Origin of the sequence: Amycolatopsis bullii (assembly GCF_014654205.1) — a bacterium.
GTDB classification, from domain to species: Bacteria; Actinomycetota; Actinomycetes; order Mycobacteriales; family Pseudonocardiaceae; genus Amycolatopsis; species Amycolatopsis plumensis.
This window is the reverse complement of record NZ_BNAW01000024.1, coordinates 82,119-107,521: the sequence shown is the minus strand read 5'-3', so window position 1 is coordinate 107,521 and position 25,403 is coordinate 82,119. Positions and strand designations below refer to the sequence as shown.

Annotated in this window: 19 protein-coding genes; 10 read left to right on the top strand and 9 right to left on the bottom strand. The window is 72.3% G+C overall.

Annotated features, from left to right (window positions below; all coding sequences use genetic code 11):
* Position 1: 1 nt before the first annotated feature.
* Positions 2 to 3,445: an AAA family ATPase gene (locus IE317_RS25205; RefSeq protein ID WP_191313800.1), complete on the top strand. Its 3,444-nt coding sequence runs from the start codon at positions 2 to 4 to the stop codon at positions 3,443 to 3,445.
* Complete coding sequence (locus IE317_RS25200; protein WP_229902903.1) at positions 3,442 to 4,437, top strand: hypothetical protein; 996 nt, start codon at positions 3,442 to 3,444, stop codon at positions 4,435 to 4,437. Before IE317_RS25205 ends, IE317_RS25200 begins: the two co-directional genes overlap by 4 nt.
* 90 nt (positions 4,438 to 4,527) lie before the next feature.
* Here IE317_RS25200 and IE317_RS25195 read toward each other — a convergent pair whose 3' ends face one another.
* Complete coding sequence (locus tag IE317_RS25195) at positions 4,528 to 5,013, bottom strand: hypothetical protein (protein ID WP_191313799.1); 486 nt, start codon at positions 5,011 to 5,013, stop codon at positions 4,528 to 4,530.
* A gap of 130 nt (positions 5,014 to 5,143) precedes the next feature.
* Between IE317_RS25195 and IE317_RS25190 the strand changes: the two genes are divergently transcribed.
* The gene (locus IE317_RS25190) at positions 5,144 to 7,198 is read left to right on the top strand and encodes a glycoside hydrolase family 3 C-terminal domain-containing protein (protein ID WP_191313798.1); all 2,055 of its coding nucleotides are present in this window, start codon (positions 5,144 to 5,146) and stop codon (positions 7,196 to 7,198) included.
* A gap of 4 nt (positions 7,199 to 7,202) precedes the next feature.
* Here IE317_RS25190 and IE317_RS25185 read toward each other — a convergent pair whose 3' ends face one another.
* The 4 genes from IE317_RS25185 to IE317_RS25170 form a co-directional block, all read right to left on the bottom strand.
* Entirely contained in the window at positions 7,203 to 7,784 is a 582-nt protein-coding gene (locus IE317_RS25185; protein ID WP_191313797.1) for a hypothetical protein, read from the bottom strand.
* Positions 7,785 to 7,836: 52 nt separating this feature from the next.
* The gene (locus IE317_RS25180) at positions 7,837 to 8,091 is read right to left on the bottom strand and encodes a hypothetical protein (RefSeq protein ID WP_191313796.1); all 255 of its coding nucleotides are present in this window, start codon (positions 8,089 to 8,091) and stop codon (positions 7,837 to 7,839) included.
* Between the two features lie 90 nt (positions 8,092 to 8,181).
* The gene (locus IE317_RS25175; protein ID WP_191313795.1) at positions 8,182 to 8,883 is read right to left on the bottom strand and encodes an MBL fold metallo-hydrolase; all 702 of its coding nucleotides are present in this window, start codon (positions 8,881 to 8,883) and stop codon (positions 8,182 to 8,184) included.
* 591 nt (positions 8,884 to 9,474) lie between these two features.
* Positions 9,475 to 10,176, bottom strand: coding sequence for an IclR family transcriptional regulator (locus tag IE317_RS25170; RefSeq protein WP_051183801.1), 702 nt, complete (start codon positions 10,174 to 10,176; stop codon positions 9,475 to 9,477).
* A gap of 142 nt (positions 10,177 to 10,318) precedes the next feature.
* On the opposite strand from IE317_RS25170, the gene leuC reads away from it, so the two are divergent.
* The 4 genes from leuC (at position 10,319) to IE317_RS25150 (ending at position 16,864) form a co-directional block, all read left to right on the top strand.
* A complete protein-coding gene (gene leuC, locus IE317_RS25165) occupies positions 10,319 to 11,752 on the top strand; it encodes a 3-isopropylmalate dehydratase large subunit (RefSeq protein WP_191313794.1) in 1,434 nt (477 codons plus the stop codon).
* 20 nt (positions 11,753 to 11,772) lie between these two features.
* Entirely contained in the window at positions 11,773 to 12,375 is a 603-nt protein-coding gene (gene leuD / locus IE317_RS25160) for a 3-isopropylmalate dehydratase small subunit (RefSeq protein WP_191313793.1), read from the top strand.
* Positions 12,376 to 12,584: 209 nt separating this feature from the next.
* Positions 12,585 to 13,277 carry an HU family DNA-binding protein gene (locus tag IE317_RS25155; protein WP_191313792.1) on the top strand — a complete coding sequence of 231 codons (693 nt, stop codon included), beginning with the start codon at positions 12,585 to 12,587 and terminating at the stop codon, positions 13,275 to 13,277.
* 743 nt (positions 13,278 to 14,020) lie between these two features.
* The gene (locus tag IE317_RS25150; RefSeq protein WP_229902902.1) at positions 14,021 to 16,864 is read left to right on the top strand and encodes an AfsR/SARP family transcriptional regulator; all 2,844 of its coding nucleotides are present in this window, start codon (positions 14,021 to 14,023) and stop codon (positions 16,862 to 16,864) included.
* Positions 16,865 to 17,447: 583 nt separating this feature from the next.
* Here the strand turns inward: IE317_RS25150 and IE317_RS25145 are convergent.
* From IE317_RS25145 to cofC, 3 genes are read right to left on the bottom strand one after another with little or no spacing between them, the layout of a single operon-like run.
* Positions 17,448 to 18,401, bottom strand: coding sequence for an NUDIX hydrolase (locus IE317_RS25145; RefSeq protein ID WP_191313791.1), 954 nt, complete (start codon positions 18,399 to 18,401; stop codon positions 17,448 to 17,450).
* On the bottom strand, positions 18,398 to 20,773 hold the full coding sequence (locus IE317_RS25140; protein WP_191313790.1) for an RNA degradosome polyphosphate kinase: 2,376 nt from the start codon (positions 20,771 to 20,773) through the stop codon (positions 18,398 to 18,400). The genes IE317_RS25145 and IE317_RS25140 overlap by 4 nt, the downstream gene beginning before the upstream one ends.
* A 42-nt stretch (positions 20,774 to 20,815) precedes the next feature.
* On the bottom strand, positions 20,816 to 21,439 hold the full coding sequence (gene cofC / locus IE317_RS25135) for a 2-phospho-L-lactate guanylyltransferase (RefSeq protein WP_191313789.1): 624 nt from the start codon (positions 21,437 to 21,439) through the stop codon (positions 20,816 to 20,818).
* 582 nt (positions 21,440 to 22,021) lie between these two features.
* On the opposite strand from cofC, the gene IE317_RS25130 reads away from it, so the two are divergent.
* The 3 genes from IE317_RS25130 to IE317_RS25120 all read left to right on the top strand — a co-directional run bounded on the left by IE317_RS25130 (position 22,022) and on the right by IE317_RS25120 (position 24,409).
* A complete protein-coding gene (locus IE317_RS25130) occupies positions 22,022 to 22,726 on the top strand; it encodes a lysophospholipid acyltransferase family protein (RefSeq protein WP_191313788.1) in 705 nt (234 codons plus the stop codon).
* Positions 22,726 to 23,742 carry an NAD(P)H-dependent glycerol-3-phosphate dehydrogenase gene (locus tag IE317_RS25125; RefSeq protein ID WP_191313787.1) on the top strand — a complete coding sequence of 339 codons (1,017 nt, stop codon included), beginning with the start codon at positions 22,726 to 22,728 and terminating at the stop codon, positions 23,740 to 23,742. Before IE317_RS25130 ends, IE317_RS25125 begins: the two co-directional genes overlap by 1 nt.
* A 187-nt stretch (positions 23,743 to 23,929) precedes the next feature.
* On the top strand, positions 23,930 to 24,409 hold the full coding sequence (locus tag IE317_RS25120; protein WP_191313786.1) for a cysteine dioxygenase: 480 nt from the start codon (positions 23,930 to 23,932) through the stop codon (positions 24,407 to 24,409).
* Here IE317_RS25120 and IE317_RS25115 read toward each other — a convergent pair.
* Positions 24,406 to 25,392, bottom strand: a complete 987-nt coding sequence (locus tag IE317_RS25115) for an asparaginase (RefSeq protein ID WP_191313785.1) — start codon at positions 25,390 to 25,392, stop codon at positions 24,406 to 24,408. The two genes, IE317_RS25120 and IE317_RS25115, sit on opposite strands and share 4 nt — an antisense overlap.
* Positions 25,393 to 25,403 lie beyond the last annotated feature (11 nt).

Here is a 25,403-nt window from a genome sequence, read left to right as displayed (position 1 = left end):
CATGCGGCCAGTGCTGCTGGAGATGACCGGCTTCGCGTCCTTCCGCGAGAAGACCGAGATCAGCTTCGAAGACACCGATTACTTCGCGCTCGTCGGGCCGACCGGTGCGGGCAAGAGCACGGTCATCGACGCGCTCACCTTCGCGTTGTACGGGTCCGTCGCCCGGTGGGACCACGAAGGCCTGGTCGCCCCCGCGCTGGCGCCGACGGTGAACCGCGCGACCGTGCGGCTGGTCTTCGACGCCGGCGGCGCGCGCTACCACGTCGTGCGGGAAGTCCGGCGCAGCGGCGGCAAGAAACCCACGGTCAGCGTCAAGAACGTCCGCCTGGAACGGCTCATCGACCCCGCCGCGCTCGGCGGCCCCGAAGACGACGCCGACGCCGTCGCCGCGGACTCCGAGGTCACCCCGGCGGTCGAGCGCCTGCTCGGGTTGACGTTCAAGCACTTCTGCACCTGCGTGGCGCTGCCGCAGGGCGACTTCGCCGAATTCCTGCACGCGAAGGCCGCCGACCGGCAGAAGATCCTCATCAAGCTGCTGGGCCTGGAGGTCTACGAGCGGATCGGCCGCCGGGCCGGGGTGACGGCGGAGCAGCAGAAGCAGCGTGCCGCCGTCCTCACCGAACAGCTCGGCAGCTACGCCGACGCCACCGAGGAAGCCGTCGCGGAGCTGGCCGCCCGGATGACGGCCCTGGAGGAGCTGGACGCGCGGGTGAACGCCGCCCTGCCGGCGTTGAACGACGCCACGCGCGCGCACGACGAAGCCCGCCAACGCGTCGCCACCCTCACCGCGGAGCTGAAAGTCCTCGACGCCGTGGAACGCCCGGACGGCGTCGAAGACCTCGAAACCCGGCGCCGCGACGCAGCGGACGCGGCCACCGCCGCCCGGCGCGCGCTGGAGACGGCGGAAACGGCGGACGAAGCAGCTCGTGCCGCCCTCGCCGCGGCGCCCGAGCGCAGTGGGCTGGAACGGATCCGCGCCGACCGCACCGAGCTCGAGGCCACCGAGAAGGCCCTCCCGCGGCTCGAAGAAGCGGCGAAAGCGGCGAAGGAGGCGAAGGAAACTGCCGCCACGGCAGCGCGCGAAGCGGTGTCGGTCGTCGACGCGGCCCGCGAGAACCGCGACAAGCTGGCCCGGGCGGCGGAGGACACCGCCGCCGAAGCCGCCCGCGCCCGGCAGGACCGGGATCGCCTCGCCGGCCTGCGGCCACCGGCGGAGCTCGGGGACCTGTCGGCGGAATCGGCGCGGGTGGCGAAGCGCACGGCGGCCGCCGACGCGCGCCTGCAGGCCGCCGAGGCCGTCGACGCCGAAGCACGCCAAGCGCTGGAAGCGCAGCCCGACGTCGCTCCGCTCGCGGCCGCCCGGTCCGACGCCCGCACGCTGTACACGATCTGCGACGCGCAGCGCAAAGCCGCGCCGGAGCAGACCGTCCGCCGGGCCGAGCTCGCGACGGCGCGCACGGCCCTCGCCGCGGCCGACGCCGAACTCGCCGCGGCGAAGGCCGCGCTGGCCGAAGCCGAGCAGACCGGGCAAGCGCTGGTGCTGCGGGCCGGGCTCGCCGTCGGGCACCCGTGCCCGGTGTGCGAGCAGGAGGTCGCCACGCTGCCGGACGCCGGTGGGCACGCGCACCTGGCCGAGGCGCGCGAACGCGTCGACCACGCCGAACGCGATCGCGCGGCGGCCGAAGCGGGCGTGCGCAAGCTGGAACGGGCCGTGGACCGCGACGCCGACTCGGCCGCGTCGGCGGCCGCCCAGGCGGAAGAACTGCGTGTGGTGCTGGCGGAAGTGGCCGGTCCGCCCGAGTCCGCGGTGCTGCGGCGGCCGGTCCAGGCGGCTTTCTCCGAGCAGGACTACGCCGATCTCGTCGCCGCCGTCCGCGAACGCGGCGAATGGCTTTCCGCGACGATCGACCGCCGCGCCCGCGTCGCCGAGGCCGCGCGCGCCGCCGACGCGGAACTGGCCGCGGCCCGGGCCGAACGCGCGGCGGCACAGCAAGACGCCGATGTCGTGGCGAAATCGTTCACGGCGGCGCGCGAGGCCCTGCGGGCGGCGCGCGATCCCCTGGTGGAGCTGGGGGCGCCCGCCCTCGACGGCGACGACGTCCCGGCGGGGTGGCAGCGCCTCACCACCTGGGCGGCCGCCGCCCTGGAGGAACGGCGCACGGTGCTGGCCGCGCTCGAAGCGGCCGCCGAAGCCGCGGGCAAGGAAGCCGTCGTCGCGGCGGAGGAATTCCGGACTGCCGAGCGGGACGCCGAGCAGCGGCGCACCCGCGCGGTCGATACGGGGCTGGCCGAGCAGTCGGCGAGCACCGAACTGGCGACCGCCCGGCGACGGCAGGCGGAATTGACCGCGGCCCTCGACGGCGCACCGTCTGCCGAGGTGGTCACCGAGCAGCTGGCGAAGGTCGCTTCCCTCGAAGAAACCGCGAAGCAGGCGGACGCGGCCTTGCGGACCGCCCGCGCGGCCGCGAAGCAAGCCCTCGACAACCAGGCGGGCATCGCGAAGGAGGTCGATGTCGAACGACAGAAGCTGTCCCGGGCGCGCGACCCGCTGGTCGGCCTCGGCGCTCCGCCGATCGACGGCTTTTTGGGGGCCCGGGGCGAAGCCCCGGTTGACACCGACGGTGAAGGCCTCCTCGCCGCCTGGAACGCGCTCACGGATTGGGCCGCCGGCCAGGCGAGATCCCACCGCGAGCAGTTGGCCGTCGCGAAGACCGCGGAGGGCGAAGCCGCCGAAGCGTTGCAGGCGGCCGAACGCGCGGTCGCCGGTGACGTCACCGCGCTCGGGGTCGTCCTGCCGGAGGGGCCGGTGCGCGACCGCGTCCCGGTCGCCGTCGCGGCCGCCCGGGCCCGCGCCGAAGCCGACCGCACCGACATGGAACGGCGGGTGGCCCGGGTGGCCGGGCTGCACGCCGACATCGCGGCCGCGGAGTCTGACGCCCAGGTCGCGCGGCTGCTCGCGGATCAGCTGCGGTCGGACAAGTTCCCGCGCTGGCTGATCGCCGGCGCGCTCGACACGCTGGTCGCGGAGGCGTCGGCGTCGCTGCTGGAACTGTCCGGCGGCCAGTTCGAGCTGACCCACGACAAGGGCGACTTCCTGGTGGTGGACCACAACGAGGCCGACGCCCGGCGCCCGGTCAAGACGCTGTCCGGCGGCGAGACGTTCCAGGCGTCGCTCGCCCTGGCCCTGGCGCTGTCTTCGCAGCTGGGAGCCCTCGCGGCGGAAGGCGCGACCCGGCTGGAGTCGATCTTCCTCGACGAGGGTTTCGGAACGCTGGACGAGGCCACCCTCGACGTCGTGGCGTCCACTTTGGAGAACCTCGCCGCGTCCGGCTCCCGGATGGTCGGGGTGATCACGCACGTGCCGGCGCTCGCCGAGCGCGTCCCGGTGCGCTTCCTGGTAACCCGGGACGGCACCGGCTCGCACATCGCCAGGGAGGGCGCATGACCGTTCACCCCTTCGACACGGTGGCCGGAATGAACTTCAGCATCGACGCCTGGGACCCGGGCTACGGCAGCTCGATGGAGGCCGAGGAGCTCGGCCGCTCCCAGGCCGAGGTCGAACTCGACGTCGAGGTCCCCGAGGCGGAGTGGGCGCCGATCGACCCGTCGCCGGTGTCGCCGCCGGAAGCCGTGCTGTTCGTCGACGGCGTCCGCCGGATCGACGCGCGCGTCTGGATCGACGACCCGGCCGGGACGAACTCGGCGTCCATCGGGATCTGCGCGTCCTACGCGGCGGGCGTCGTGTGCTGCTGCGAGGGGCAGGCGCACGTCGTCGGCACCGACGTCCGGCGGGGGCTGTTCACCGTCGCTCCGCAGGCGGACGACATCGTCACCCCGGCCGGGATCTACACCGCGCACCGGGCGGCGGCCAAGGAGGACAAGCCGCTGCCGGTGGTGCTGTCGTCGGCGCTGCAGGAGCAGCTGGCCGAAACCGAGCTGGACACCGCGATCCGGGCGCGCACGGCGATCGCCGGTCACGTGGGCGACGACCTGCTCGTGGTGGACGGCCCGCTGCGCGGCCGTGCGCACCTCGACCGGGCCGTCGGGTTCATCAAGAGCCACCAGACGACGTACCTGCCCGGCGAGCTCAACGCCATGGTCGGCCGGCTCGGCCCGCACCAGCGCACGCCGGTGTTCCTGATGGGCACGACGTGGGTGCGGCACTCGTGGTACCTGCGGCTGCCGTCGGTGGGCGGGCCGCCGTGGTCGGGGGTCGTGCGGGTGGAGGCGGCCCCGCACCTCGGGCGCGACCAGGTCGCCGAGCTGGCGAACGTCACCCAGTCGGTGCTGGGCCGGTTCGCGTCGGTCGCCTATAAGGACTCGCGGGCACCGCAGAACCTCTACCCGATCGCGGGGCTGGAGCGCGACCTGCGCCACCGGCTCGGCGACCAGCAGTTCGTCTACCGGGCGTTGCGCCTGGCCGCGACCCGCGGATGACCCCTGCCGCCGCCGGTCGTGAGTGGTAAGGCGTGTTCTAACCCTCCTTACCACTCACGACGGCGGGCCTCCGGTGTCCTTTGTGGAGGATCAACTCAGGGAGCCGTCCCCGGTCTGCGGTGCTCCCGCCGGCTTGGCCGCGACCTGCGGTTTCGCCGGTTTCGCGGGCTTCGACGGCTTCGGCTGGGTGGCCGGCGGCTTGGGCTTCGTCGTCGGGTCCGGCGGCGGAGTGCCCAGGATCGTGAAGGTGAGGGTCGGCGACCGGCCGTCCGAGCACGGGTAGGACGCGGTGTACTTGCCGGGGCGCTTGATCGCCGTCGTGCTGCCGCCCATGTGCCCCCAGTTGCCCATGCCGACCATCTTGATCGGAGCGGTGAAGCCCGCCGACGTGACCGGCCCGGTCGGCGTGCAGGCCGAGTGGCCCAGTCCGGTGTACACGTCGGCGTTGATCCGGCCGCCCGGCTCGACCTTCGAGGTGAGGCTCCACCCGCCTTCGTCGGCCGCACTCGCCGGGGCCGACAGCGCGAGCGTCGCCGCGCTCGCCGCCATTAGGCCGATCAGGGTTTTCTTGACCATGACTCGTCCCCTCTCGTTGGTGTTCCTCCCACGCTTGAGCCGGGGAAATGGTTGAGTCCAATTCCTGTTCAAGTACGTGAACGTAAATCGAGTCTATGTTTTGTTGTCACGTATGGATTAGCTTGGCCGGATGCGCAGAAGCCCGCTCGTTCTCGTCGTGGTCCTGGGGTTGTCGCTGGCGACACCGGCGGCCGCGCAGGCGCAACCCTGGCGCGACGCCCGGCAGTCACCCGATCGCCGGGCCGCCGCCCTCGTCGCGGCGATGACGCTCGACGAGAAGATCTCCCAGCTGCACCTGCAGCCCGACGCCGAGCACCAGCGGTTCGTGCCGCCGATCCCGCGGCTGGGCGTGCCGGGGTTCCGCATCGCCAACGGCCCGGCGGGCATGGGCCCGGCCGACGACAAACCGCAGAAACCGGCGACCGCGCTGCCGGCCACCATGGCGCTGGCGTCGACGTTCGACACCGGTCTCGCGCGCCGGTACGGCCGGCTGATCGGCAGCGAAACCCGCGCGCTCGCCCACCACGTCTCCGAGGCGCCGGACATCAACATCGCCCGCGTCCCGCGCAACGGCCGGACGTTCGAAGGCATGGGCGAAGACCCCTTCCTCGTCGGCGCGCTGGCCGCCGCCGACATCCGCGGGATCCAGGAGAACGGCACGATCGCCGAGGTCAAGCACTACGCGGCCAACAACCAGGAGACCCAGCGCTTCACCATCGACGAGCACATCGACGAGCGCACGCTCAACGAGATCTACCTGCCGCACTTCGAGCAGGCCGTCACCGAGGGCCGCGCGGGCTCGGTGATGTGCGCCTTCCCCAAGATCAACGGCGTGTTCCTGTGCGAGGACCCGGCGCTGCTGCAGGGCAAGCTGCGCGACGACTGGGGCTTCAGGGGGTTCATCCAGTCGGACTGGGGGGCCGCGCACAGCACGCTCGGGTCGGTGAACGCGGGCATGAACCTCGAGATGATCGACGGCACCTGGTACGGCGACAAGCTGAAGCAGGCCGTGCTGGCCGGGCAGGTGACCGAACAGCGCGTCGACGAGCTGCTGCTGCCGCGGTTCCGCACCATGTTCGCCTTCGGGCAGTTCGACCACCCGCCGGTACTGACCCCGCTGCCCACCGCGCAGCACGACGCCGCCGCGAAGGAGTTCGCCGAACGCGGCATGGTGCTGCTGCGCAACGAGCACGCGCAGCTCCCGCTCGACGCGGGCGTGCGGTCGATCGCCCTCATCGGGCCGTTCGCGACCAAGGCCAAGACCGGCGGTGGCGGCAGCTCGGCCGTCATCCCGACGTCCACAGTGGACCCGCTGCCGGGCCTGCGGCAGCGCGTGCCCGGTGCGCTGGTGACCCTCGACGACGGCAGCGACGTGGCGCGCGCGGCCGCACTGGCCCGGACCGCCGAGGTCAGCGTGGTGATGGTCGGGGACAACGAGACCGAGGGCAAGGACCGGCCGAGCCTGGCGCTGGAAGGCGACCAGGACGCCCTGGTGGCCGCCGTCGCCGAGGCCAATCCGCACACGGTCGTCGTCGTGAAGAGCGGCGGCCCGGTGCTCATGCCGTGGGTCTCGCGCGTGCCGGCGATCCTGGAGGCGTGGTACCCCGGCCAGCAGGACGGCGCGGCGGTGGCGGGCGTGCTCTTCGGCGACGTCAACCCGTCGGCGAAGCTGCCGATCACGTTCCCCGCCGCGGACGCCGACACGCCGGCGAACACCCCCGCGCAGTTCCCCGGCGTCGGCGGCGTCGCGACGTACTCCGAGGGCCTGCAGGTCGGTTACCGGTGGTTCGACGCGCAGGGGCGTGCGCCGCTGTTCCCGTTCGGCCACGGCCTGTCGTACACGACGTTCGCCTACTCGGGTCTGTCGGTGCGCAACACCGGCGACGGCGCCACGGCGACGTTCACGGTCCGGAACACCGGGCCGCGGGCGGGCGCCGAGGTCGCCCAGCTGTACCTGGGCTTCCCGGCGGCCGCGGGCGAGCCGCCACGGCAGCTCAAGGGCTTCGAGCGGGTCACGCTGGCACCCGGGCAGGCCCGGCGGGTGACGATCCGGCTGGACGCGCGCGCCTTCTCCGTCTGGGACACGGCGGCCCACGCGTGGCAGCCCACGCGCGGGACGTTCACCGTGTCCGCCGGCGGCTCGTCGCGGTCCCTGCCGGTGCAGGCCCCGCTGGTGCGGCGCTGAGGTTTCAGGCCTTGCAGCCGGGCGCCGTGGCGGCGGCGCGCACCAGCTCCGGGGACGCCGTGATGGCCCCGACCGGGTCGTAGGTGCCGTCGATGTCCCGCTGCGCCTGTTCGATGGCCTGGGCGGCGGGGCCCTGGGAAGCCTGGTTACCCGGCTTCGCGCGGTCGAGCTCGGCCTTCGCCCCGGCCGCGCGGTCCCGGGCCTTGGTGAACTTCGCGACGAACCCCTGGCGCACGGTGTCGCCGAGCGGCACCGGCGCGGGCGGCAGCGCGGCGAGCTTGCCGGCCGCCTCGCCGGTGCGGGCCGCGATGCCGCCGAGTTCCGCGCTGAGCGCCTTCTGCGCTTCGGCAACGGTGCCGGGCGTCGGCGGCGTGAGCTCGGCTTCCCGGTTGGTGCGTTCCCGGTAGTCGTGGATGGCGGTGCAGAAGCCGTCCACCCAGCGCACGGCGGCCGGATCGGCGGACGGCGAGGACGTGACGGTCTCGACCGGGCTCTGGGTCCGGGACGGCGGTGCCTGGGCCGGCGGCGTGCCCCCGCACGCGGTCAGCAACAGGCAGGTGCCGAGCAAAGCAGCGGCGATCTTCATGGCTCCCCCTCGCGTTTGCCGGGTACACGCGCGAGCGGACCCGCCGGTTGCGTCACGCGGCGGCGAGGGTGCCGCCCAGCACCCGCAGGCCCTCGGTGGTGAGCTCGGCCCGCGTCCACTGGCCGACGGCGACGGCCCGCACGGGCCGGATCAGGCCGGCCCGGGCCAGCTGGTGGGCGGTCGCCTGGTCGCAGCAGGGCAGGCCGTCGACCCGCAGGTCGGGTTCGCAGCTGCAGGTGAGTTCGGCCCGCCCGGCCCCGACGGCCCGCAGCATCGCCATCGCCCGGCGGTTCAGTTCGGTGTGCATGGTGGTCATCCCCCTCTGGTGTGCCGACTAAGAGGAGACGTGGCCGCCGTCACCGAATACGCGAGTTCGCCGACGGTCACCCGAACGGCGCTACTTCCCCCAGCGCTGGTCGTCCGGCTCCTCGCCCCGCGCGACGGCTTCCAGGTAGGCCCGGTCGACGGCGAACCGGGCGGCGATCTCCGGTTTCCCGGCGACGGCGCCGTGGCCGGGGATGAGGACGTCGACGTGCCGGGCGGCTTCCTCCAGCCGGTTGAGCGCGGCCAGGTAGGAGGCGGGCGGCTCGGCACGGCGGCGGTCAAGGAGCGGGATCAGGACATCGGAGAGCATGTCCCCGGCGATGAGCACACTCCGGTCGGCGAGGAGCAGGGCGGCGTGGCCGACGGCGTGCGCGTCGTGCTCGATGACCTCGCCGGGGATAGGGCCCTGGTCTTCGGGCAGCGGGGTGAGGAGCGCGATCGGTTCAAGGGGGATGTCGGGCGCGGTTTCCTTCGCCATGGCCTGGGCTCGTTCGCGGGCTTCCCCGGCGATGCGGGCGTTCGCGGCGGTGGCGTACCGGGGGACGTCGCCGAAGCGGGGGTGCCAGAGCAGGTGGTCGAAGTGAGGATGGGTGGAGAACCCGGCGACGACGGGGATCCCGAGCCGGTCGAGGTCGTCGGCGAGCTGCTCGAGTTCGGAGCCGCGGATCCCGGGATCGACGAGAACGAGACCGGCGTCCGTTTCGACGACGGTGGTGTTGCTCCAGACCCACTCGCTCTGCCGCACCCAGACACCGTCGGCCACTTGATTCAGCATCGGGCCACGGTGCCAGGTGGACCTGCCGGGCGCAATCGGTTGCGGATTTGCCGCCGCTGCCCGGGGGCGCCCCCCGGGTCCAGCGTATCGGCCGTGGCCGACAAGAATGCCGGGAAAGCCGCTGTCCGGGGTCGTTTGTCCACATCCGGACCGTCCTGGGGACAACCGGCGAACCTCAGAGGCGCTCCTGCAGAACGTCCACATCCGGATCAGCCTGGGGAAACCGGGCCTGGCCAACGCCGGAGGCGATCTTGCGGAGCGTCCACTTCCGGATCAGCCTGGGGAAACCGGGCCTGGCCAACGCCGGAGGCGATCTTGCGGAGCGTCCGCATCCGGACCAGCCCGAGGGAACCGCACCCGGCGAACTTCAGAGCCGCTCCTGCAGAGCGTCCGTCGCGGCGAGGAGGTCCGCTGCCCACCGGGCTTCCGGCCGATCCGCTCGATCAGTCCCCACACTCAAATCGCCGCCACCGCCCCGGGGGCGCCCCCCGGGTCCAGCGTATCGGCCGCGGCCGACAAGATTGCCGGAAATGCCGCTGCCCGGAGCCGTTTGTCCACATCCGCACCGGCCTGGGGACAACCGGGCAAACCTCAGAGGCGCTCCTGCAGAGCGTCCGCCGCGGCAAGAAGGTCCGCCGCCCAGCGAGCTCCCGGCTTCCGGCCGATCCGCTCGATCGGCCCCGACACCGAAACCGCCGCCACGACCGTGCCCGCGGAATCCCGCACCGGCGCGGAGATGCTCGCCACACCTGGCTCGCGCTCCGCCACGCTCTGCGCCCAGCCCCGCCGCCGGACTTCGAGGAGCGTCCGCTCGCCGAAGACCGCGTCCGCCAGGATCGTGCGCTGCGTGTGCGGGTCCGCCCAGGCCGCGAGCACCTTCGCGCCCGATCCGGCCGTCATCGGCAGGCGCGAACCCACCGGCACCGTGTCGCGCAGGCCACTCGGCGGTTCCGCCGTCGCGACGCACACGCGCTGCACGCCGTCGCGCCGGTACAGCTGGACACTCTCGCCCGTGACGTCGCGCAGCTTCGGCAGCACCACGCCCGCGGCGTCGAGCAGCGGGTCCGTCGAACCGCCCGCGAGCTCGGCCAGCGCCGTACCGGGGCGCCAGCGCCCGTCCGGACCGCGGCGCAGCAGCCGGTGCACCTCCAGGCCGACCGCGAGCCGGTGCGCGGTGGCACGGGGGAGGCCGGTCCGCGTGCACAGTTCCGCGAGGCCGCAGGGGTCGTCCGCGACCGCCTGCAGGACGGCCACTGCTTTGTCCAGTACTCCGATACCGCTATGCTGTCCCACGAACCGATACTAGCGTCCCGCACTTTGGGAAGTCCAGTATCTGGGAAAACCCTGAACTCGAGCTGCGCCCTCCTTCGCGGCTCGCACCCGATCACGCAGGTGCGCGCCCGAGTTCGTCGACGAACCGTGGAAGGAGCCGGAGATGACCAGCCCGACCGGCAAGGCCCGCACGCTGGCGGAGAAGGTGTGGGAAAGCCACCTCGTGCGCCGAGGCGAAGGCGCCGAACCGGATCTGCTCTACATCGACCTCCACCTGCTGCACGAAGTCACCAGCCCGCAGGCCTTCGACGGCCTCCGCCTGGCCGGGCGGCAGCTGCGCCGCCCCGACCTGACCATCGCGACCGAGGACCACAACGTCCCGACCGTGGACATCGAGCTCCCCATCGCCGATCCGGTCTCGCGCACCCAGGTCGACACCCTTCGCCGCAACTGCAAGGAGTTCGGGGTCCGGTTGCACCCCATGGGTGACGCCGAGCAGGGCATCGTGCACGTCATCGGCCCCCAGCTCGGCCTGACCCAGCCCGGCATGACCGTGGTCTGCGGCGACAGCCACACCTCGACGCACGGCGCGTTCGGCGCCATCGCCTTCGGCATCGGCACGTCCGAGGTCGAGCACGTCATGGCCACCCAGACGCTGCCGCTGCGTCCGTTCAAGACGATGGCGATCACCGTCGACGGCGAGCTGCGCCCCGGCGTCACGGCGAAGGACATCATCCTCGCGGTGATCGCCAAGATCGGCACCGGCGGCGGCCAGGGCTACGTCCTGGAGTACCGCGGCAAGGCCATCGAGGCCCTCTCGATGGAGGCCCGGATGACCATCTGCAACATGTCGATCGAGGCCGGCGCCCGCGCCGGGATGATCGCGCCGGACGACACGACGTTCGAGTACCTGAAGGGCCGTCCGCACGCGCCGCAGGGCGCGGACTGGGACGCGGCGGTCGAAAACTGGCGGCAGCTGCGCACCGACGACGGCGCCGAGTTCGACGCCGAGGTGCACCTCGACGCGAGCGCGCTGACGCCGTTCGTGACCTGGGGCACCAACCCCGGCCAGGGGCTCCCGCTGGGTGCCGAGGTGCCCGACCCGGAGCAGATCCCGGATGAGAACGACCGCATCGCCGCTGAAAAAGCCCTGTCCTACATGGACTTGAAGCCCGGCACGCCGCTGCGCGAGATCGCCGTCGACACCGTCTTCCTCGGCTCCTGCACCAACGGCCGGATCGAGGACCTGCGGGCCGCGGCCGAGGTGCTGCGTGGTCGGAAAGTGGCGGACTCGGTCCGGATGCTGGTGGTTCCCGGCTCGATGCGCGTCCGCAAGGCCGCCGAGGCCGAGGGCCTCGACCAGGTCTTCACCGAGGCGGGTGCCGAGTGGCGCCAGGCCGGCTGCTCGATGTGCCTGGGCATGAACCCGGACCAGCTGAAGCCGGGTGAGCGCAGCGCGTCGACGTCGAACCGCAACTTCGAGGGCCGGCAGGGCAAGGGCGGCCGGACGCACCTGGTCTCGCCGCTCGTGGCCGCCGCCACGGCCGTGCGGGGCACGCTGTCGTCGCCGGAAGACCTGCTGACCGCCGCCCGCTGACCACCCGAGGAGCTACAGCCATGGAACCGTTCACCCAGCACACCGGCGTCGGCGTCCCGCTGCGCAGGTCCAACGTGGACACCGACCAGATCATCCCGGCGGTCTACCTCAAGCGGGTGACCCGGACCGGGTTCGAGGACGGCCTGTTCGCCGCCTGGCGCGGCGACGAGGACTTCATCCTCAACCAGGAGCCGTTCCGGAACGGGAGCGTGCTGGTCGCGGGACCGGACTTCGGAACCGGTTCCTCCCGCGAGCACGCCGTCTGGGCGCTGATGGACTACGGCTTCAAGGTCGTCATCTCCGCCCGGTTCGCCGACATCTTCCGCGGGAACTCCGGCAAGGGCGGCCTGGTGGCCGCGCAGTGCGAGCAGCACGACGTCGAGCTGCTCTGGAAGCTGCTGGAGAACGAGCCCGGCACCGAGGTCACGGTCGACCTCGAAACCAAGACCGTGCGCGCCAAGGACTTCACCGCGCCCTTCCAGATCGACGACTACGTCCGCTGGCGGCTGCTGGAAGGTCTCGACGACATCGCGCTGACGTTGCGCCATGCCGGTGAGATCGACAGCTTCGAGGCGAGCCGCCCGTCCTGGAAGCCGACGACGACACCGGTGGCGGCGAGCTAGGCTGATTTCGGGGCGGAATCCCTTGTGTCATACAGGGATTCCGCCCCTTTTTTGTTTCCGGATTGTCCTCTGGCCAGGGGTGAGGGCCGTGGCGGAATCCGTCCCGGCGCAAGGGAAAGTCCCGCGGGCCGGTTGGATTTGCGCTGCCGTGGTAATACCGTGTCGCTAGCCGGCCGACGCGGCCGCGGATCCTTCCTGGAGGACTGGACATGGCCAACAAGGCCCAGCTGATCGAGGCGCTGACCGAGCGCCTGGGCGACAAGAAGGCCGCCGCCGAGGCGGTCGACGGTCTGGTCGACATCATCATCCGGACGGTCAACAAGGGCGAAAAGGTCAACATCACCGGCTTCGGGGTGTTCGAGAAGCGGGCCCGCGCGGCCCGGACGGCCCGCAACCCGCGCACGGGCGAAGCGGTGCGGGTGAAGAAGACGAACGTGCCCGCGTTCCGCGCCGGCACCACCTTCAGGGACGTCGTTTCCGGAGCGAAGAAGCTGCCGAAGGCCACCCCGGCGAGGCGCGCGACGAGCACTTCCCGCGCGGCCGCGGCCCCGAAGCCGGCGACGACGCGTTCGACGACCACGCGAACTGGTTCGGCGGCGGCGAAGCCGGCGGCCACGAAGACTCGCGCAACGGCAGCGAAGCCGGCCACGACCAAGACGACGGCTGCCAAGACGACGGCCGCGAAGAGCACTGCCGCGAAGTCCCCGGCTGCGAAGAGCACTACCGCAAAGAGCACCGCCGCGAAGACGACCGCGACCCGCAAGGCTCCGGCGGCCTGGACCACCGCGGCCAAGACCACCACTGCTGCCAAGTCCACCGCGGCAAAGACCACCACCGGAACAAAGACCACCGCGGCAAAGACCCCGGCCAGGCGGACCTCGGCCGCGGCGAAGAAGGACTGAGCCGCCGAAAACTGTCGTACCCCTGCGGTAACGTGAAATCCGGGGGACCCCCAGGGGGCGACCCCGAGCTGAACGAGCTTTCCGGCAGGGCCCCGCGCGACGTGCGCGGGGCCCTGCCGCATGTCCGGCCTGCGGCAGAACTGATCCGCGCCCGCCAGGACGGCCGCCGTACCGGGAGGGTCGACCTGCGTACCGGCAGGGTCGGCCTGCGTACCTGGAGGGTCGGCCTGCGTACCTGCGCAGTCGGCTCGCGTACCTGGACAGTCGGCGCGCGCGGATCGGATCGAGCGCGGCGAACCGGCTGTCTGCGCAAGCAAACCGAGCCCCGGTGCCCGCGAAGATCGGCGAGGCAAGTGATCCGACCCTCGGGAGACACAAGCCGACCGTCCAGGTACGCAAGCCGACCGCTGGGGTACGCAGGCCGACCCTCCCGGTACGCGAGCCGACTGTCCGGGCTCGCGAACCGACTCTCGGGATACGCGAGCCGACTGCCCAGGTACACCCTCCGACCGTCCCGGTACGCGAACCGGCCGTCCCGGTACGGCGGCCGACCCTCCGGGTGCGCGAACCGACCGTCCCGGTAGAGCGACCGCCGCGTCCGTCGACCGCAGGCGGGTGGCAAGTCACCCACCGCCGACCGCAGTCTCCCGAATGGACACCCCGCGTCACCCACCCGGCGCAACCCCCGGCCCGGGACCGGCTCCGCCCAATTTCGCAAAGTTGCTTGAGCGCCCGGCCGAGTGATGCCACGCTGCCTTCCTCGGGGCCCGCATGCGGCGCGGGCCCGGCGGTGCGCGACGGCTTACCTGGGGGCGACCACCATCGACATCCGGCTGCTCGGCCCGTTCCAGGTGCTCGTCGACGGTTCGCCGGTCGTGCTGACCAGTTCCCGCCAGCGTGCGCTGCTCGCCACGCTCGCGCTCGCCGCCGGCCGTCTCGTGTCGATCGATGCCCTCGCGCGCGGGGTCTGGGGCGAGACCCCGCCCGCGCACATCCGCGGCAGCCTGCAGACCTACGTGATGCGCCTGCGCCGGCTCTGCGGCGAAGACACCGTCGTCACCGAACCGGACGGCTACCGGCTGGTCGTCGACCCGTCCCGGGTGGACGCCCTGCGCTTCCTCCAGACCCTCGACCAGGCCGCCGCCGCGACGGAACCCGCCCGCCGCCGGGACCTGCTCACTACCGCGCTCGACGGCTGGGGCGGGGTCCCCCTCGAAGGCGTCGGCTCACCCACTCTGGCCGCCGAATGGGAACCGCTGCTGACCGAGCGGTACCTCTTCGCCGTCGAGCAGCGGATCGATCTCGACGCCGGGCTCGTCCCCGACGCGCGGCTGATCGCCGAACTCACCGACCTCGTCGCCCAGCACCCGCTGCGGGAGTCGTTGTGGGAACGGCTGGTGCGCACCCTCGCCCGGGCCGGGCGCCGCGCCGAAGCGCTGGCCCGCTACGCCGGCCTGCGGGCGTTGCTGGCCGACGAACTGGGCGTCGAACCCGGCGAAGACCTCCGTCGCCTGCACGCCGAACTGCTCGCCGCCGACGCCGACCCGGCCGTCCACACCGTGCCGCGGCAACTGCCTTTCGACGTCGCCGGGTTCACCGGCCGCGGCCCCGAACTCGCCGAACTGGACCGGCTGCCACCCGGTGGCGCGTCCGGCATCGTCGTCATCGAAGGCACCGCCGGCGTCGGGAAGACGTCCCTGGCCGTGCACTGGTCCCACCGCGTCCGCGACCGCTTCCCCGGCGGCCAGCTGTTCCTCGACCTGCGCGGCCACTCCGCGGACACCCCGGTCACGCCCGGCGCCGCGCTGGCCGGCTTCCTGCGCGCCCTCGGCGTCCCGGCCGAGACCCTGCCCTCCACTGTGGAGGAACGTTCGGCGCTGCTGCGGAGCAGGCTGGCGGGCAGCCGCACCCTCATGCTCCTCGACAACGCCCGCGACGCCGACCAGGTCCGCCCGCTCCTGCCGGGGCCCGGCAACCTCGTCGTCGTGACCAGCCGCAACCAGCTGCGCGGCCTCGTCGCCCGCGACGGCGCCCGCCGCATCGCCCTGCGCTCCTTCGACGACCGCGACGCGACCGCGCTGCTCGCCGGGAGCGTCGGGTCGCAGCGCCTCGCCGCCGAACCCGGCGCCGTCGCCGAACTCGTGCAGCTCTGCGGCCGCCTGCCGCTGGCACTGGCGCTGGCCGGGGAACGCGCTTCGCGGTTCTCCGGCGTCTCGCTCGCCGGCATCGTCGAAGAACTCCGCGACCAGCGGCTGCGGCTCGACACCCTCCGCGACCCGCAGGACGCCGGAACCGACCTCCGGGCCGCGTTCTCCTGGTCGTACAAAGCACTGCGCCCGGCCGCAGCCCGCTTCTTCCGGCTGCTCGGCCTGCACCCCGGCCACGGCTTCAGCCTCTCCTCGGCCGCCGCGCTCGCCGGTGCGGACCTGCGTGAAGCGCGCGAACTCGCCGACCAGCTCGCCGCCGCCCACCTGCTCAACCAGCCCGGCACCGACCGCTACCAGTTCCACGACCTGCTGCGCGTCTACGCGGGCGAGCTCGTCGAAACCGAAACGACGGAGGCCGAGCGCACGGCGGCGCTGCGCCGGCTCGTCGACTGGTACCTCGCCAGCGTCGCCGAGGCGAACAAACTGGTCCGTCCCGACCTGCTCACCGACGACATCACGCTCGACCCCCCGCCGCTGCCGCCCGTCGGCTTCGCGCAGCACGAGCAGACGATCGCCTGGTACACCACCGAACGCCACGCCCTCACGGCGCTCGTCGGCATCGCCGCCGGTCGCGGCTGGACCGCGCACGCCTGGAAACTCGCCTGGCTCCTGCGCGGCTTCTTCGCCGAGCGCCACGACCGCGACGACTGGATCACCACGGCACGCGCGGCCGTCGCCGCCACGCGGGAGGCCGGCGACGGGATGGGTCTGCAGTACAGCGCCAACAACCTCGGTTCGGCCTACCTGCGCACCCTCCAGCCCGACAAGGCGATCGAAGCGCTGGAGGAGGCGCGCGCGGCGTCCGAGGGCGGCGACGGCACCGCGTTGACGGTGGCGATCCTGTCCAACCTCGCCGGCGCCTACTACGTCCGTGCCGAATACGCCGAAGCCGAGCGCTACGCCCTCAAAGCCGTCCACCTCGCGCGCGACCACGGCCAGCGCACGTTCGTGCCGCACGCGCTCCTCAACGTCAGCGCCAGCCGAATCGGCCTCCGCGACTACGACCACGCCGCCGAAGCCGCCCAGGCAGCGCATGAAGCCTTCGCCGAACTCGGTGATCGCTACCACGCGGCGCTCGCGCTGGGGAACGTCGCCGAGGCTCTCGAAGGAGCCGGCCGACACGGCGAAGCGGAGCGGGCGGGGCTCGACGCGCTCGCCGAGCTGAAGGAGCTGAACGCCGACTACGGGACGATCGACGTCCAGATCACGCTCGGCCGGCTGAAGCGCCGCACCGGCCGCTCGCACGAGGCCGGTGGCCATTGGGCCGAGGCGCTGACGGTCAGCCAGCGCCTCGGCGACCCCCGCGCCGCGGAGGTCCAGGCCCTGTTGGCCACGGTGCCGACAGAAACCCCCTCGCCCGGGGATGCGCCGTACCCCTAGCCCGGCGCAGCCCAGCGGGACCCGGGACAAGTACACCAAGATCGACTGTCATGCCGCTGTCTTGTCGTGACGGCGGCGCTCTTGGGCTCTCCGGGAGGGTTTCGGCGAAGTCGGTCGCTGTTGCGGTGGTGAGTGGGGGTTTCTGGTTGGGCTCGGCCTGAAGGTGTGGCTGAGCTGGGTGGTGTCAGGTCGCCTTGGGCGATGAGCCGGGGTGCCTTGGCCGATGGGTAGGTGGGTGTCCACCACCCCGAGCCACAATTGTGACGACGGCCGGCAGTGCCGGGTCAAGGCGGGAAAGCGTGCCTTGACCCGGCGCTGCCGGCCGTGTTGTGGCTTCGGATCGGGGCGGTGGGGAGGTCTGGGTGGGGTGCCGGTTGGGGCGTCAGCGTCCCGGTTCACGGCGGTGAAGCCGCGGAGCGGGCCCGGAAGCTCCCCCACCCTCTCCGGGGGGGCGTCCCCAGGTCCAGTCTATCGGTGGTGGGCGACGAAACCGGCGGATCGGCCTCTGTCGGCCGGAACTGTCCACAGCACCGGCTGGATGTGGACAGACGGCTCGGGAGCGGCTGGCTGCGGACAGACGCGCTCAGGAGTGGCTGGGGGAGGGGGCCGGGAGGGCGCTCGGGTGGTAGTCCGCCGCCAGGAGCACCGGACCTTCCGAATCCGTCGGCGGGCGGAACGACAACACCCAGAACGAACCCTTCTTGCTCGGCACCACCCCGCCGCGTGCCGCCGACAGCTTCACCCCGTCGCGGTCTGCCAGGGCGCTCACCAGGTCCGGGATCACTCCGCCCTGGCTGCAGACCACCGGTGTTCCGCCGTCTCCGGCCACCGCCAGCAGCCGCGCTATGCCCAGAACCGGGTCCGGCCAATAGCCCTCTTCCGAGAACAACGGCTCGTGGCGGACCTCGGCCGTGACGTCCTCCGCGACTCCGTGGACCGTCTGCACGCAGCGCAGCCTCGGCGCCGACAGCACGCGGTCCGGGCCGAACAGCGACAGGACCCGGCGCAGCGCCGCCGCCTGGCGCTGGCCCGCCTCGGACAACGGCCGGAGGTCGTCGTCGCCGGACCACTCGTCGCGCTTGCCCGCCTTGGCGTGCCGCACCAGCAACAGCGTCGTCAACCCCACCGGCAGCTCGCCGAACGCCCGCAGCACCCGGACGTCCTCCGGCCGCGTCAGCAGCTTTTCCGCTGCCATCGGGTCGAGCCAGCGCAGCTCGTCGACCTCGTCGTTCGCCTCGAACTCGCCGGAGACCGCTTCCGCCGCGAAGTAGTCGACCGTCTTCGGCACCGTGCCGGAGCCGGTGCGGGACGGCACCCGGTACGCCGTGCGGGCCAGGGAACGGCCGAGGACCGCCGTGAACCCGGTCTCCTCCCGCACTTCGCGCACCGCGGCCTCGGCGATCGTCTCGCCGGGGTCGAGCTTGCCCTTCGGGAACGACCAGTCGTCGTACCGCGGGCGGTGCACCAGCGCGACCTCCGTCGCGCCCCCGGCGACGCGCCACAGCACCGCGCCGGCCGCCCGTACCTCCTGGGTCATCCGGCAGCCCCGTGCAGCTTCGCCAGCTCCAGCTGGTGGTCACGCACACGCGAGCCCTCGGCCGGGAACGGCGACCACTCGCCGCTCGCCGTCAGCACCCAGCAGCGCGTCTCCGGGTCCAGCGCCGAGTCGAAGATGTTGTCGAGCTGCGCGGTGAGCTTCGGGTCCTTGACGCGCACCAGCGCCTCGATCCGCCGGTCCAGGTTGCGGTGCATCATGTCCGCGCTGCCGATCCAGTGCGTCCCGCCCGCGCGGAAGTTGAAGATCCGCGAGTGCTCCAGGAACCGGCCGAGGATCGACCGGACGTGGATGTTCTCCGACAGCCCTTCGACGCCGGGCTTGAGCGTGCAGATCCCGCGCACCACGATCTCGACCGGCACCCCGGCCTGCGACGCGTGGTAGAGCGCGTCGATGACCTGCTCGTCGACCAGGGAGTTGCACTTGATCCGGATCCCGGCGGCCTGCCCGGCCCGCGCCAGCTCGATCTCCTCGCCGATCGCGCGCACGATGCCGCGGCGGATACCGTGCGGCGACGTCAGGATCGTCCGGTAGGTGTCCTGCCGCGAGTAGCCGGTGAGCACGTTGAACAGGTCCGTGACGTCCGCGCCGATGCTCGGGTCGGCGGTGAACAGGCCGATGTCCTCGTACAGCCGCGCTGTCTTCGGGTTGTAGTTGCCGGTGCCGATGTGGCAGTAGCGGCGGATGGTCGAGCCCTCCTGGCGCACGATCATCGACACCTTGCAGTGCGTCTTCAGCCCGACCAGGCCGTACACGACGTGCACGCCCGCGCGCTCCAGCGTCCGCGCCCAGGTGATGTTCGCCTGCTCGTCGAACCGCGCCTTGATCTCCACCAGCGCGACGACCTGCTTGCCCGCCTCCGCGGCGTCGATCAGCGCGTCGACGATCGGGGAGTCACCCGACGTCCGGTACAGCGTCTGCTTGATCGCCAGCACCTTCGAGTCGGCCGCAGCCTGCTCGATGAACCGCTGCACACTCGTCGAGAACGAGTCGTACGGGTGGTGCACCAGCACGTCACCCTCGCGCAGCGTCGCGAAGACGCTCTTGGGCGTCTCGCGCTCGCCGAACGCCGGGTGCGTCGCCGGGACGAACGGCCGGTCCTTCAGCTCCTTGCGGTCCACAGCGGACAGCTGGTGCAGGCAGGTCAGGTCGAGCAGGCCGGGCACCTCGACGACGTCGGCCGGGTCGACGTCCAGCTCGCGCAGCAGCAGCTCGAGCATGTGCTCGCTCATGTCCTGCGCGACTTCCAGGCGCACCGGCGGGCCGAAGCGGCGCTGCGCCAGCTCGCGCTCGAGGGCCTGGAGGAGGTCCTCGTCACGGTCCTCGTCGACCTCGAAGTCGGCGTTGCGGGTGACGCGGAAGACGTGGTGCTCGGTGACGTCCATGCCGGTGAACAGCTCGCCCAGGTGCGCGGCGATGAGCTCTTCGAGGGGGAGGAACGTCGCCGTCCGGCTGGTTCGCTCGGTCTCGACGCGCATCAGGCGCGGCACGTTGCTCGGCACCTTCACCCTGGCGAAGCGCTCGGTGCCGCCTTCCGGGTCGCGGACCGTCACCGCGAGGTTGAGGGAGAGGCCCGAAATGTAGGGGAAGGGGTGCGCCGGGTCGACGGCCAGGGGCGTCAGCACCGGGAAGATCTGCTCGGAGAAGTAGCTGGACAGCCGCAGCTGGTCGGCGCCGGCCAGGTCGGCCCAGCCGACGATGTGGATGTCCTGCTCGGCCAGCTGCGGGCGCAGGTGCTTCTCGAAGGCGCCGGTCTGCCGCTCGACGAGGTCCTGGTTGCGCTTGGCGATGTAGCCGAGCTGCTCGCGCGGGGTGAGCCCGTCCGCGCTGCGCACCAGCAGGCCGGTCTCGTCGCGGCGCTTCAGGCCGGCGACGCGGACCATGTAGAACTCGTCCAGATTGGACGCGAAGATGGCGAGGAACTTCGCCCGCTCCAGCAGCGGCTGCGACTCGTCCTCGGCCAGCGCGAGCACACGCGCGTTGAAGTCCTGCCACGACAGCTCGCGGTTGAAGTACCGGTCGTCGGGCAGCGTCTCGACGGCTGTCGGCGCCGCGGTGACCGCGGGCGGCGCCGACGGGACGGCCCGGAACTCCTCGGCGCCGCGCGGGTTGCCCTGCGTGGAGCTGCGGCGCCGCGTGGTCGTCGCCGCCGGAGACGTGGTCTTGCGGGTGCGGGCCTTGCCGGCGGTGGCACGGGCGGCGGTGTCGCGCGCGGTGGACTTCGACGGGACCTTCTTCGCGCTCGCCGGTTTGGCGGTGGTGGCCTTCTTCGCCGTCTCGGAAGATCCGCTGGCCGGGTTCCGTCGCCTCCGCGGTGCGGGCGTGCTGCCGTCGTCTGTGCTCACGGCCCCCATTCTTCACTACGTGACGCGGAATTGCGCAGACCGCGGTGAAGGTCAGATGAACAGCTCAGCGCGGTATGCCGAGGTGTGTTTGCCGACACCCAGGGCGCGGACGTGAGCGAGATCATCCGGGGTGTCGACGTCGCTGCGCAGGGTCGGCAGGGCTTGGCTCAGCGGGACCGCCCCGGACTCGGCGTGCTTGCGGGCCGAGCCGGGCCCGAACCGGGGCTCGAGGGGCATGCCGGGGGCGGTGAGCAGCAGGGTGGTGCCGGTGCCCTGCCGATCGGCGACGAAGGCCCTGCGCCCCGCGGCCTCGGCGAGGGCCGCGGTGAGATCCCCGGCACGCAGGGCGGGCAGGTCGGCTTGGAGGGCGCCGACGACGGCGGCCGGATCGTCGGCTTTGAGCAGGGCCTCGCCGTGGCGGAAGGCGGCGTTGAGGGACTTTTCGGCGGGTTCTTCGACGATCTCGACGCCGAGTTCCGCCAGCTCGGCGACGGCTCGGGGATCGGCGGCGACGAGCAGGACCCGCCTGATCTGCGCGCTCGAGGTCACGGCGGCGAGCGTGTCTTTGGCGAGGGCGAGGACCAAGCCGGGGTGGTGCGCGGTTTCGACGGCACCACGCAGCCGCGACTTGCCGTCGCGGGGGTGCTTCAGGGGTACGACCAGATCGACGTCCACGTGTCCATCTTTACCCGAAAGCCGGGCGGGCCGGGGGCGGGTGGGGCGGGTTGTCCACAGGCGACGGGTGTTGTGGACAGGGTCGGGGGTGGGTCGGTTTTGCGTGGGGTTTTGTCGGGTGGGGGCGATAGCGTCGAAATCGGGGGTTCCCCGTTGGGGGATGGTGGCCCCCTTGGGTGGGTGGGCTGTGTGGGTGGGTTGTGTGGGTGGGTTGTGTGGGTGGGCTGTGTGGGTGGGCTGTGTGGGTGGGCGGGCTGTGGCGTTCGAACCCGCGGTCACGCCCGGCTGGCAGCGGCACGCCGGTTCAGGCGAGCTCGCACGAACCCCGCCAGGGGCGCGCCGGACCCGGAAACGACCCTGGTCAAAACCCCGCGACCACCGCTGAACCGGCCCGGCGCCGGCACACCACAACACCCTGGTGAGACCGTTTTGTCCGGTTGGCCGACCCCCTGGCGTCCCGTCGTGACCACGACAGCCGAAACGCCTCCAGCCTGGTCACACCGCTCAACCGACCCTCCCTGGACCGCCCCGAGCCCGGCGCGGCAGGATCAACCCGGACGTGACCTGAACTAGGAGGAGATCGTGGCCCGGCGTGAGAAGGGCGGCTTCTGGGTGGGGCTCGCCGCCGTACTGTTCTACCCGCTCACCCACATCGGACGGCGGGTCTACGTCGGCGCCGAAAAGATTCCGCGGCAGGGGCCCGCTCTGCTCGTCATGAACCACATCTCGCACTTCGATCCCGCCGTCGACGCCGTGTTCGTGCACCGGCAGAAGCGCGTCCCGCGGTTCCTCTTCAAGGAGAGCCTGACGCGCGCGCCGATCCTCGGGCCGATCGTCTCCGGGTCCGGGCAGATCCCCGTCTCGCGGGGGTCGGCCGCCGCCGGGGACAGTCTCAAGGCCGCTCACCAGGCCCTCGAAGAGGGCAAGATCGTCGTCATCTACCCCGAGGGCACCATCACCAAGGATCCCGACGGCTGGCCGAAGGAGTCCTTCACCGGCGCCGCGCGGCTCGCGCTGCAGAACGACGTCCCGGTCATCCCCGTCGCCCGGTGGGGCACCAGCCAGATCTTCAACGGCTACACGAAGAAGTTCACGCCGTTCCCGCGCAAGACCATCACGCACTCCGTCGGCGACCCGATCGACCTGTCCGCCTACCGCGGCGGCAACACCCGCAGCGCGACGAAGCTGCGCGAGGTCACCAAGGTCATGATGGACGAGGTGACCCGGCTCCTCGCCGAGATCCGGCACGAGGAACCGCCGGCGACGAAGCCGGAGGACCCCGCCTGATGCGCGCCGACGTGCAGCGGGTCACCGTGCTCGGGGCCGGCTCGTGGGGCACTGCCTTCGCGAAGGTGCTCGGCGACGCCGGGCGGGACGTCACCATGTGGGCGCGCCGCGAACAGGTCGCCGAGGACATCCGGGACCGGCACACCAACAGCGCCTACCTGCCCGGCGTGACCCTGCCGGAGAACATCACCGCCACCAGCGACCCCGCGGAAGCGACTAAGAGCGCCGAAGCCGTCGTCCTCGCCGTGCCCAGCCAGAGCCTCCGGGCGAACCTCACCGCGTGGCGCGGGCTGCTGCCGAAGGACGCGATCCTCGTCAGCCTCGCCAAGGGTGTCGAACTCGGCACGCTCAAGCGGATGAGCGAGGTGATCGGCGAGATCGTCGGCATCGCCGCCGACGACGTCGTGGTCGTCACCGGGCCGAACCTGGCGAAGGAAATCGCCGCCGGGCAGCCGTCCGCCTCCGTGCTGGCCTGCGCCGACCACGAACGCGCCGTCGCGATCCAGCGCGCCTGCGCCAACTCCTACTTCCGCCCCTACACGAACACCGACGTCGTCGGCTGCGAACTCGGCGGCGCCTGCAAGAACGTCATCGCGCTCAGCACCGGGATGGCCGCGGGCCTGGGCCTCGGCACCAACACGATGGCGACGCTCATCACCCGCGGCCTGGCCGAGATGGCCCGGCTCGGCGCGAAACTGGGCGCCGACCCGCTGACCTTCGCCGGGCTCGCCGGCGTCGGCGACCTGGTCGCGACCTGCTCGTCGCCGCTTTCGCGCAACCGCACCTTCGGCGAACGCCTCGGCCGCGGCGAGACGCTCGAACAGGCGCAGGCGGCGGCCGGCGGGCAGGTCGCCGAGGGCGTGATGTCGTGCTCGTCGATCCGGGCGCTGGCCCGGAGCCTGGGTGTCGACATGCCGATCACCGACGCCATGCACCGCGTCTGCCACGAGGGTGTCGACCCCCGCCAGGCCGGAGCCGAGCTGCTCGGGCGGTCCCAGAAGCACGAGTGGTCCTGACCTCCCGTCAGGTGAGACGTCTTGACCGCGCGGAAGGCGGCTGCGACTCTTGTCGCATGTTCGCGTACGCCGTGTCCGAGTCGTGGGGCCTGATGAGCCTCCGCTCGAGCGTGCGCGCGTGTCGCTGTTGTCGGTGAACCCAGCCCCGGCCCAGCTCGACACCCTTTTCTTCTGCGTGAGGACCCTCATGTTCGCCGTTCCGGACAACACCCTGCTGCGTCCCGAAAACCCCGCGCTGCGCCACCCGGTGCGCGTCGCCCTCGAGGTCGCCGCCGATCGCGACCGCTGGCGCCACCTGCTGCGCTACGACCCCGACGCGCGCTTCGCGACGCTCGTGTCGAGCGACGAGCAGCAGGAAGTGTGGCTGATGAGCTGGCTGCCCGGCCAGCGCACCGACCTGCACGACCACGCGTTCGCCAGCGGCGCGTTCACCGTGGTCGGCGGCCACCTGACCGAGGCCGTGGCGCGCCGCGCGCCGGACGGCCGCGCGGTCACCGAGCTGCACGCGCTTTCGGCGGGGCAGTCGCGGGTCTTCGGGCCGGGGTACGTGCACGAGGTCCGCAACGACGGCCCGGACCCGGCGATCTCGATCCACGTCTACCGTGACGCCGGCCGCGCGATGCGCCCGTACCACCTGGACCCGGTCGACGGCCCGATCCGGGACTAACGGTCCAGGTCGCCGCGAGCCCGGAACTCCTGCTCGATCCGGGCCCGGTCCGCGCCGGACGCCAGCAGCGCGTGCAGCAGGATCCGCGACTTCCGCGCGTCGAGCCAGCCCGCCATGGTCGCGCCCATCGCGATCAGGCTCGACTCCGAACCGTGGAAGCCGTACGTCGAGCGCAGCGTCGGACCCGCCCCGGTCCGCGAAGCGACGACCACCGGCAAGGACGGCACCAGCCGCGAGATCACGTCGGCCGTGCCGGACGAAACGTGTCCCACGCCCGTCGCGGCGATCACCACGCCGCGCACGTCCGGCTGCGAAGCCGCGTGCTCCAGGAACGCGCCCGAGTCGTCCAGACCGGTTTCGACCACCGGGACCAGGCCGCCGAAGTCGTCGCCGTCGAGGGACGGCAGCCGTGGCGGCGACGGGTGGAACCAGTGCACCGCGTGCTCGACGACCATGCCCAGCGGTCCCGCCGGCGCCGACGAGAACGCCTCGAGGTGGCTCGAATGCGCCTTCCGCACCCAGCGCGCGGCGTGGACGTCGTCGTTGAGCGTGACCAGCACGCCCCGCCCGCGGCTGCGCGGATCGGCGGCGACGGTCAGCGCGTTGCGCAGGTTCGCCGGGCCGTCCGGGCTGAACAGGCCGGCGTTGCGCATCGCCCCGGTGACCACCACCGGGGTCTCCGACGGCCAGTGCAGGTCCAGGAAGTAGGCGGTTTCCTCGAGCGTGTCGGTGCCCTGGACGACGACGAACCCGTCGGCGTCCTGGCGCAGGCCCCATTCGCGGCACCGCAGCAGCGTCGCGAAGTCCAGCGACGCGCTGCCGATCCCGGCCAGGGTTTCGGCCAGGACGTCCATCGGGACGTCGCCGAGCCCGCCGAGCAGCTCGGCCGCGCCGAGCCGCGGGACGGCGCCGCCTCCGCCGCCGACGGGAGCCATCGAGATGGTGCCGCCCAGCGTGGCGACGGCGATCAGGGGACGTGCCATGCCCGCCACCC

Excerpts from the sequence above, each read along its gene's own strand:
- IE317_RS25205 (WP_191313800.1), top strand. The coding sequence starts at position 2 with ATGCGGCCAGTGCTGCTGGAGATGACCGGCTTCGCGTCCTTCCGCGAG.
- IE317_RS25200 (WP_229902903.1), top strand. The coding sequence starts at position 3,442 with ATGACCGTTCACCCCTTCGACACGGTGGCCGGAATGAACTTCAGCATC.
- IE317_RS25195 (WP_191313799.1), bottom strand. The coding sequence starts at position 5,013 with ATGGTCAAGAAAACCCTGATCGGCCTAATGGCGGCGAGCGCGGCGACG.
- IE317_RS25190 (WP_191313798.1), top strand. The coding sequence starts at position 5,144 with ATGCGCAGAAGCCCGCTCGTTCTCGTCGTGGTCCTGGGGTTGTCGCTG.
- IE317_RS25185 (WP_191313797.1), bottom strand. The coding sequence starts at position 7,784 with ATGAAGATCGCCGCTGCTTTGCTCGGCACCTGCCTGTTGCTGACCGCG.
- IE317_RS25180 (WP_191313796.1), bottom strand. The coding sequence starts at position 8,091 with ATGCACACCGAACTGAACCGCCGGGCGATGGCGATGCTGCGGGCCGTC.
- IE317_RS25175 (WP_191313795.1), bottom strand. The coding sequence starts at position 8,883 with ATGCTGAATCAAGTGGCCGACGGTGTCTGGGTGCGGCAGAGCGAGTGG.
- leuC (WP_191313794.1), top strand. The coding sequence starts at position 10,319 with ATGACCAGCCCGACCGGCAAGGCCCGCACGCTGGCGGAGAAGGTGTGG.
- leuD (WP_191313793.1), top strand. The coding sequence starts at position 11,773 with ATGGAACCGTTCACCCAGCACACCGGCGTCGGCGTCCCGCTGCGCAGG.
- IE317_RS25155 (WP_191313792.1), top strand. The coding sequence starts at position 12,585 with ATGGCCAACAAGGCCCAGCTGATCGAGGCGCTGACCGAGCGCCTGGGC.
- IE317_RS25150 (WP_229902902.1), top strand. The coding sequence starts at position 14,021 with ATGCCACGCTGCCTTCCTCGGGGCCCGCATGCGGCGCGGGCCCGGCGG.
- IE317_RS25145 (WP_191313791.1), bottom strand. The coding sequence starts at position 18,401 with ATGACCCAGGAGGTACGGGCGGCCGGCGCGGTGCTGTGGCGCGTCGCC.
- IE317_RS25140 (WP_191313790.1), bottom strand. The coding sequence starts at position 20,773 with ATGGGGGCCGTGAGCACAGACGACGGCAGCACGCCCGCACCGCGGAGG.
- IE317_RS25125 (WP_191313787.1), top strand. The coding sequence starts at position 22,726 with ATGCGCGCCGACGTGCAGCGGGTCACCGTGCTCGGGGCCGGCTCGTGG.
- IE317_RS25120 (WP_191313786.1), top strand. The coding sequence starts at position 23,930 with ATGTTCGCCGTTCCGGACAACACCCTGCTGCGTCCCGAAAACCCCGCG.
- IE317_RS25115 (WP_191313785.1), bottom strand. The coding sequence starts at position 25,392 with ATGGCACGTCCCCTGATCGCCGTCGCCACGCTGGGCGGCACCATCTCG.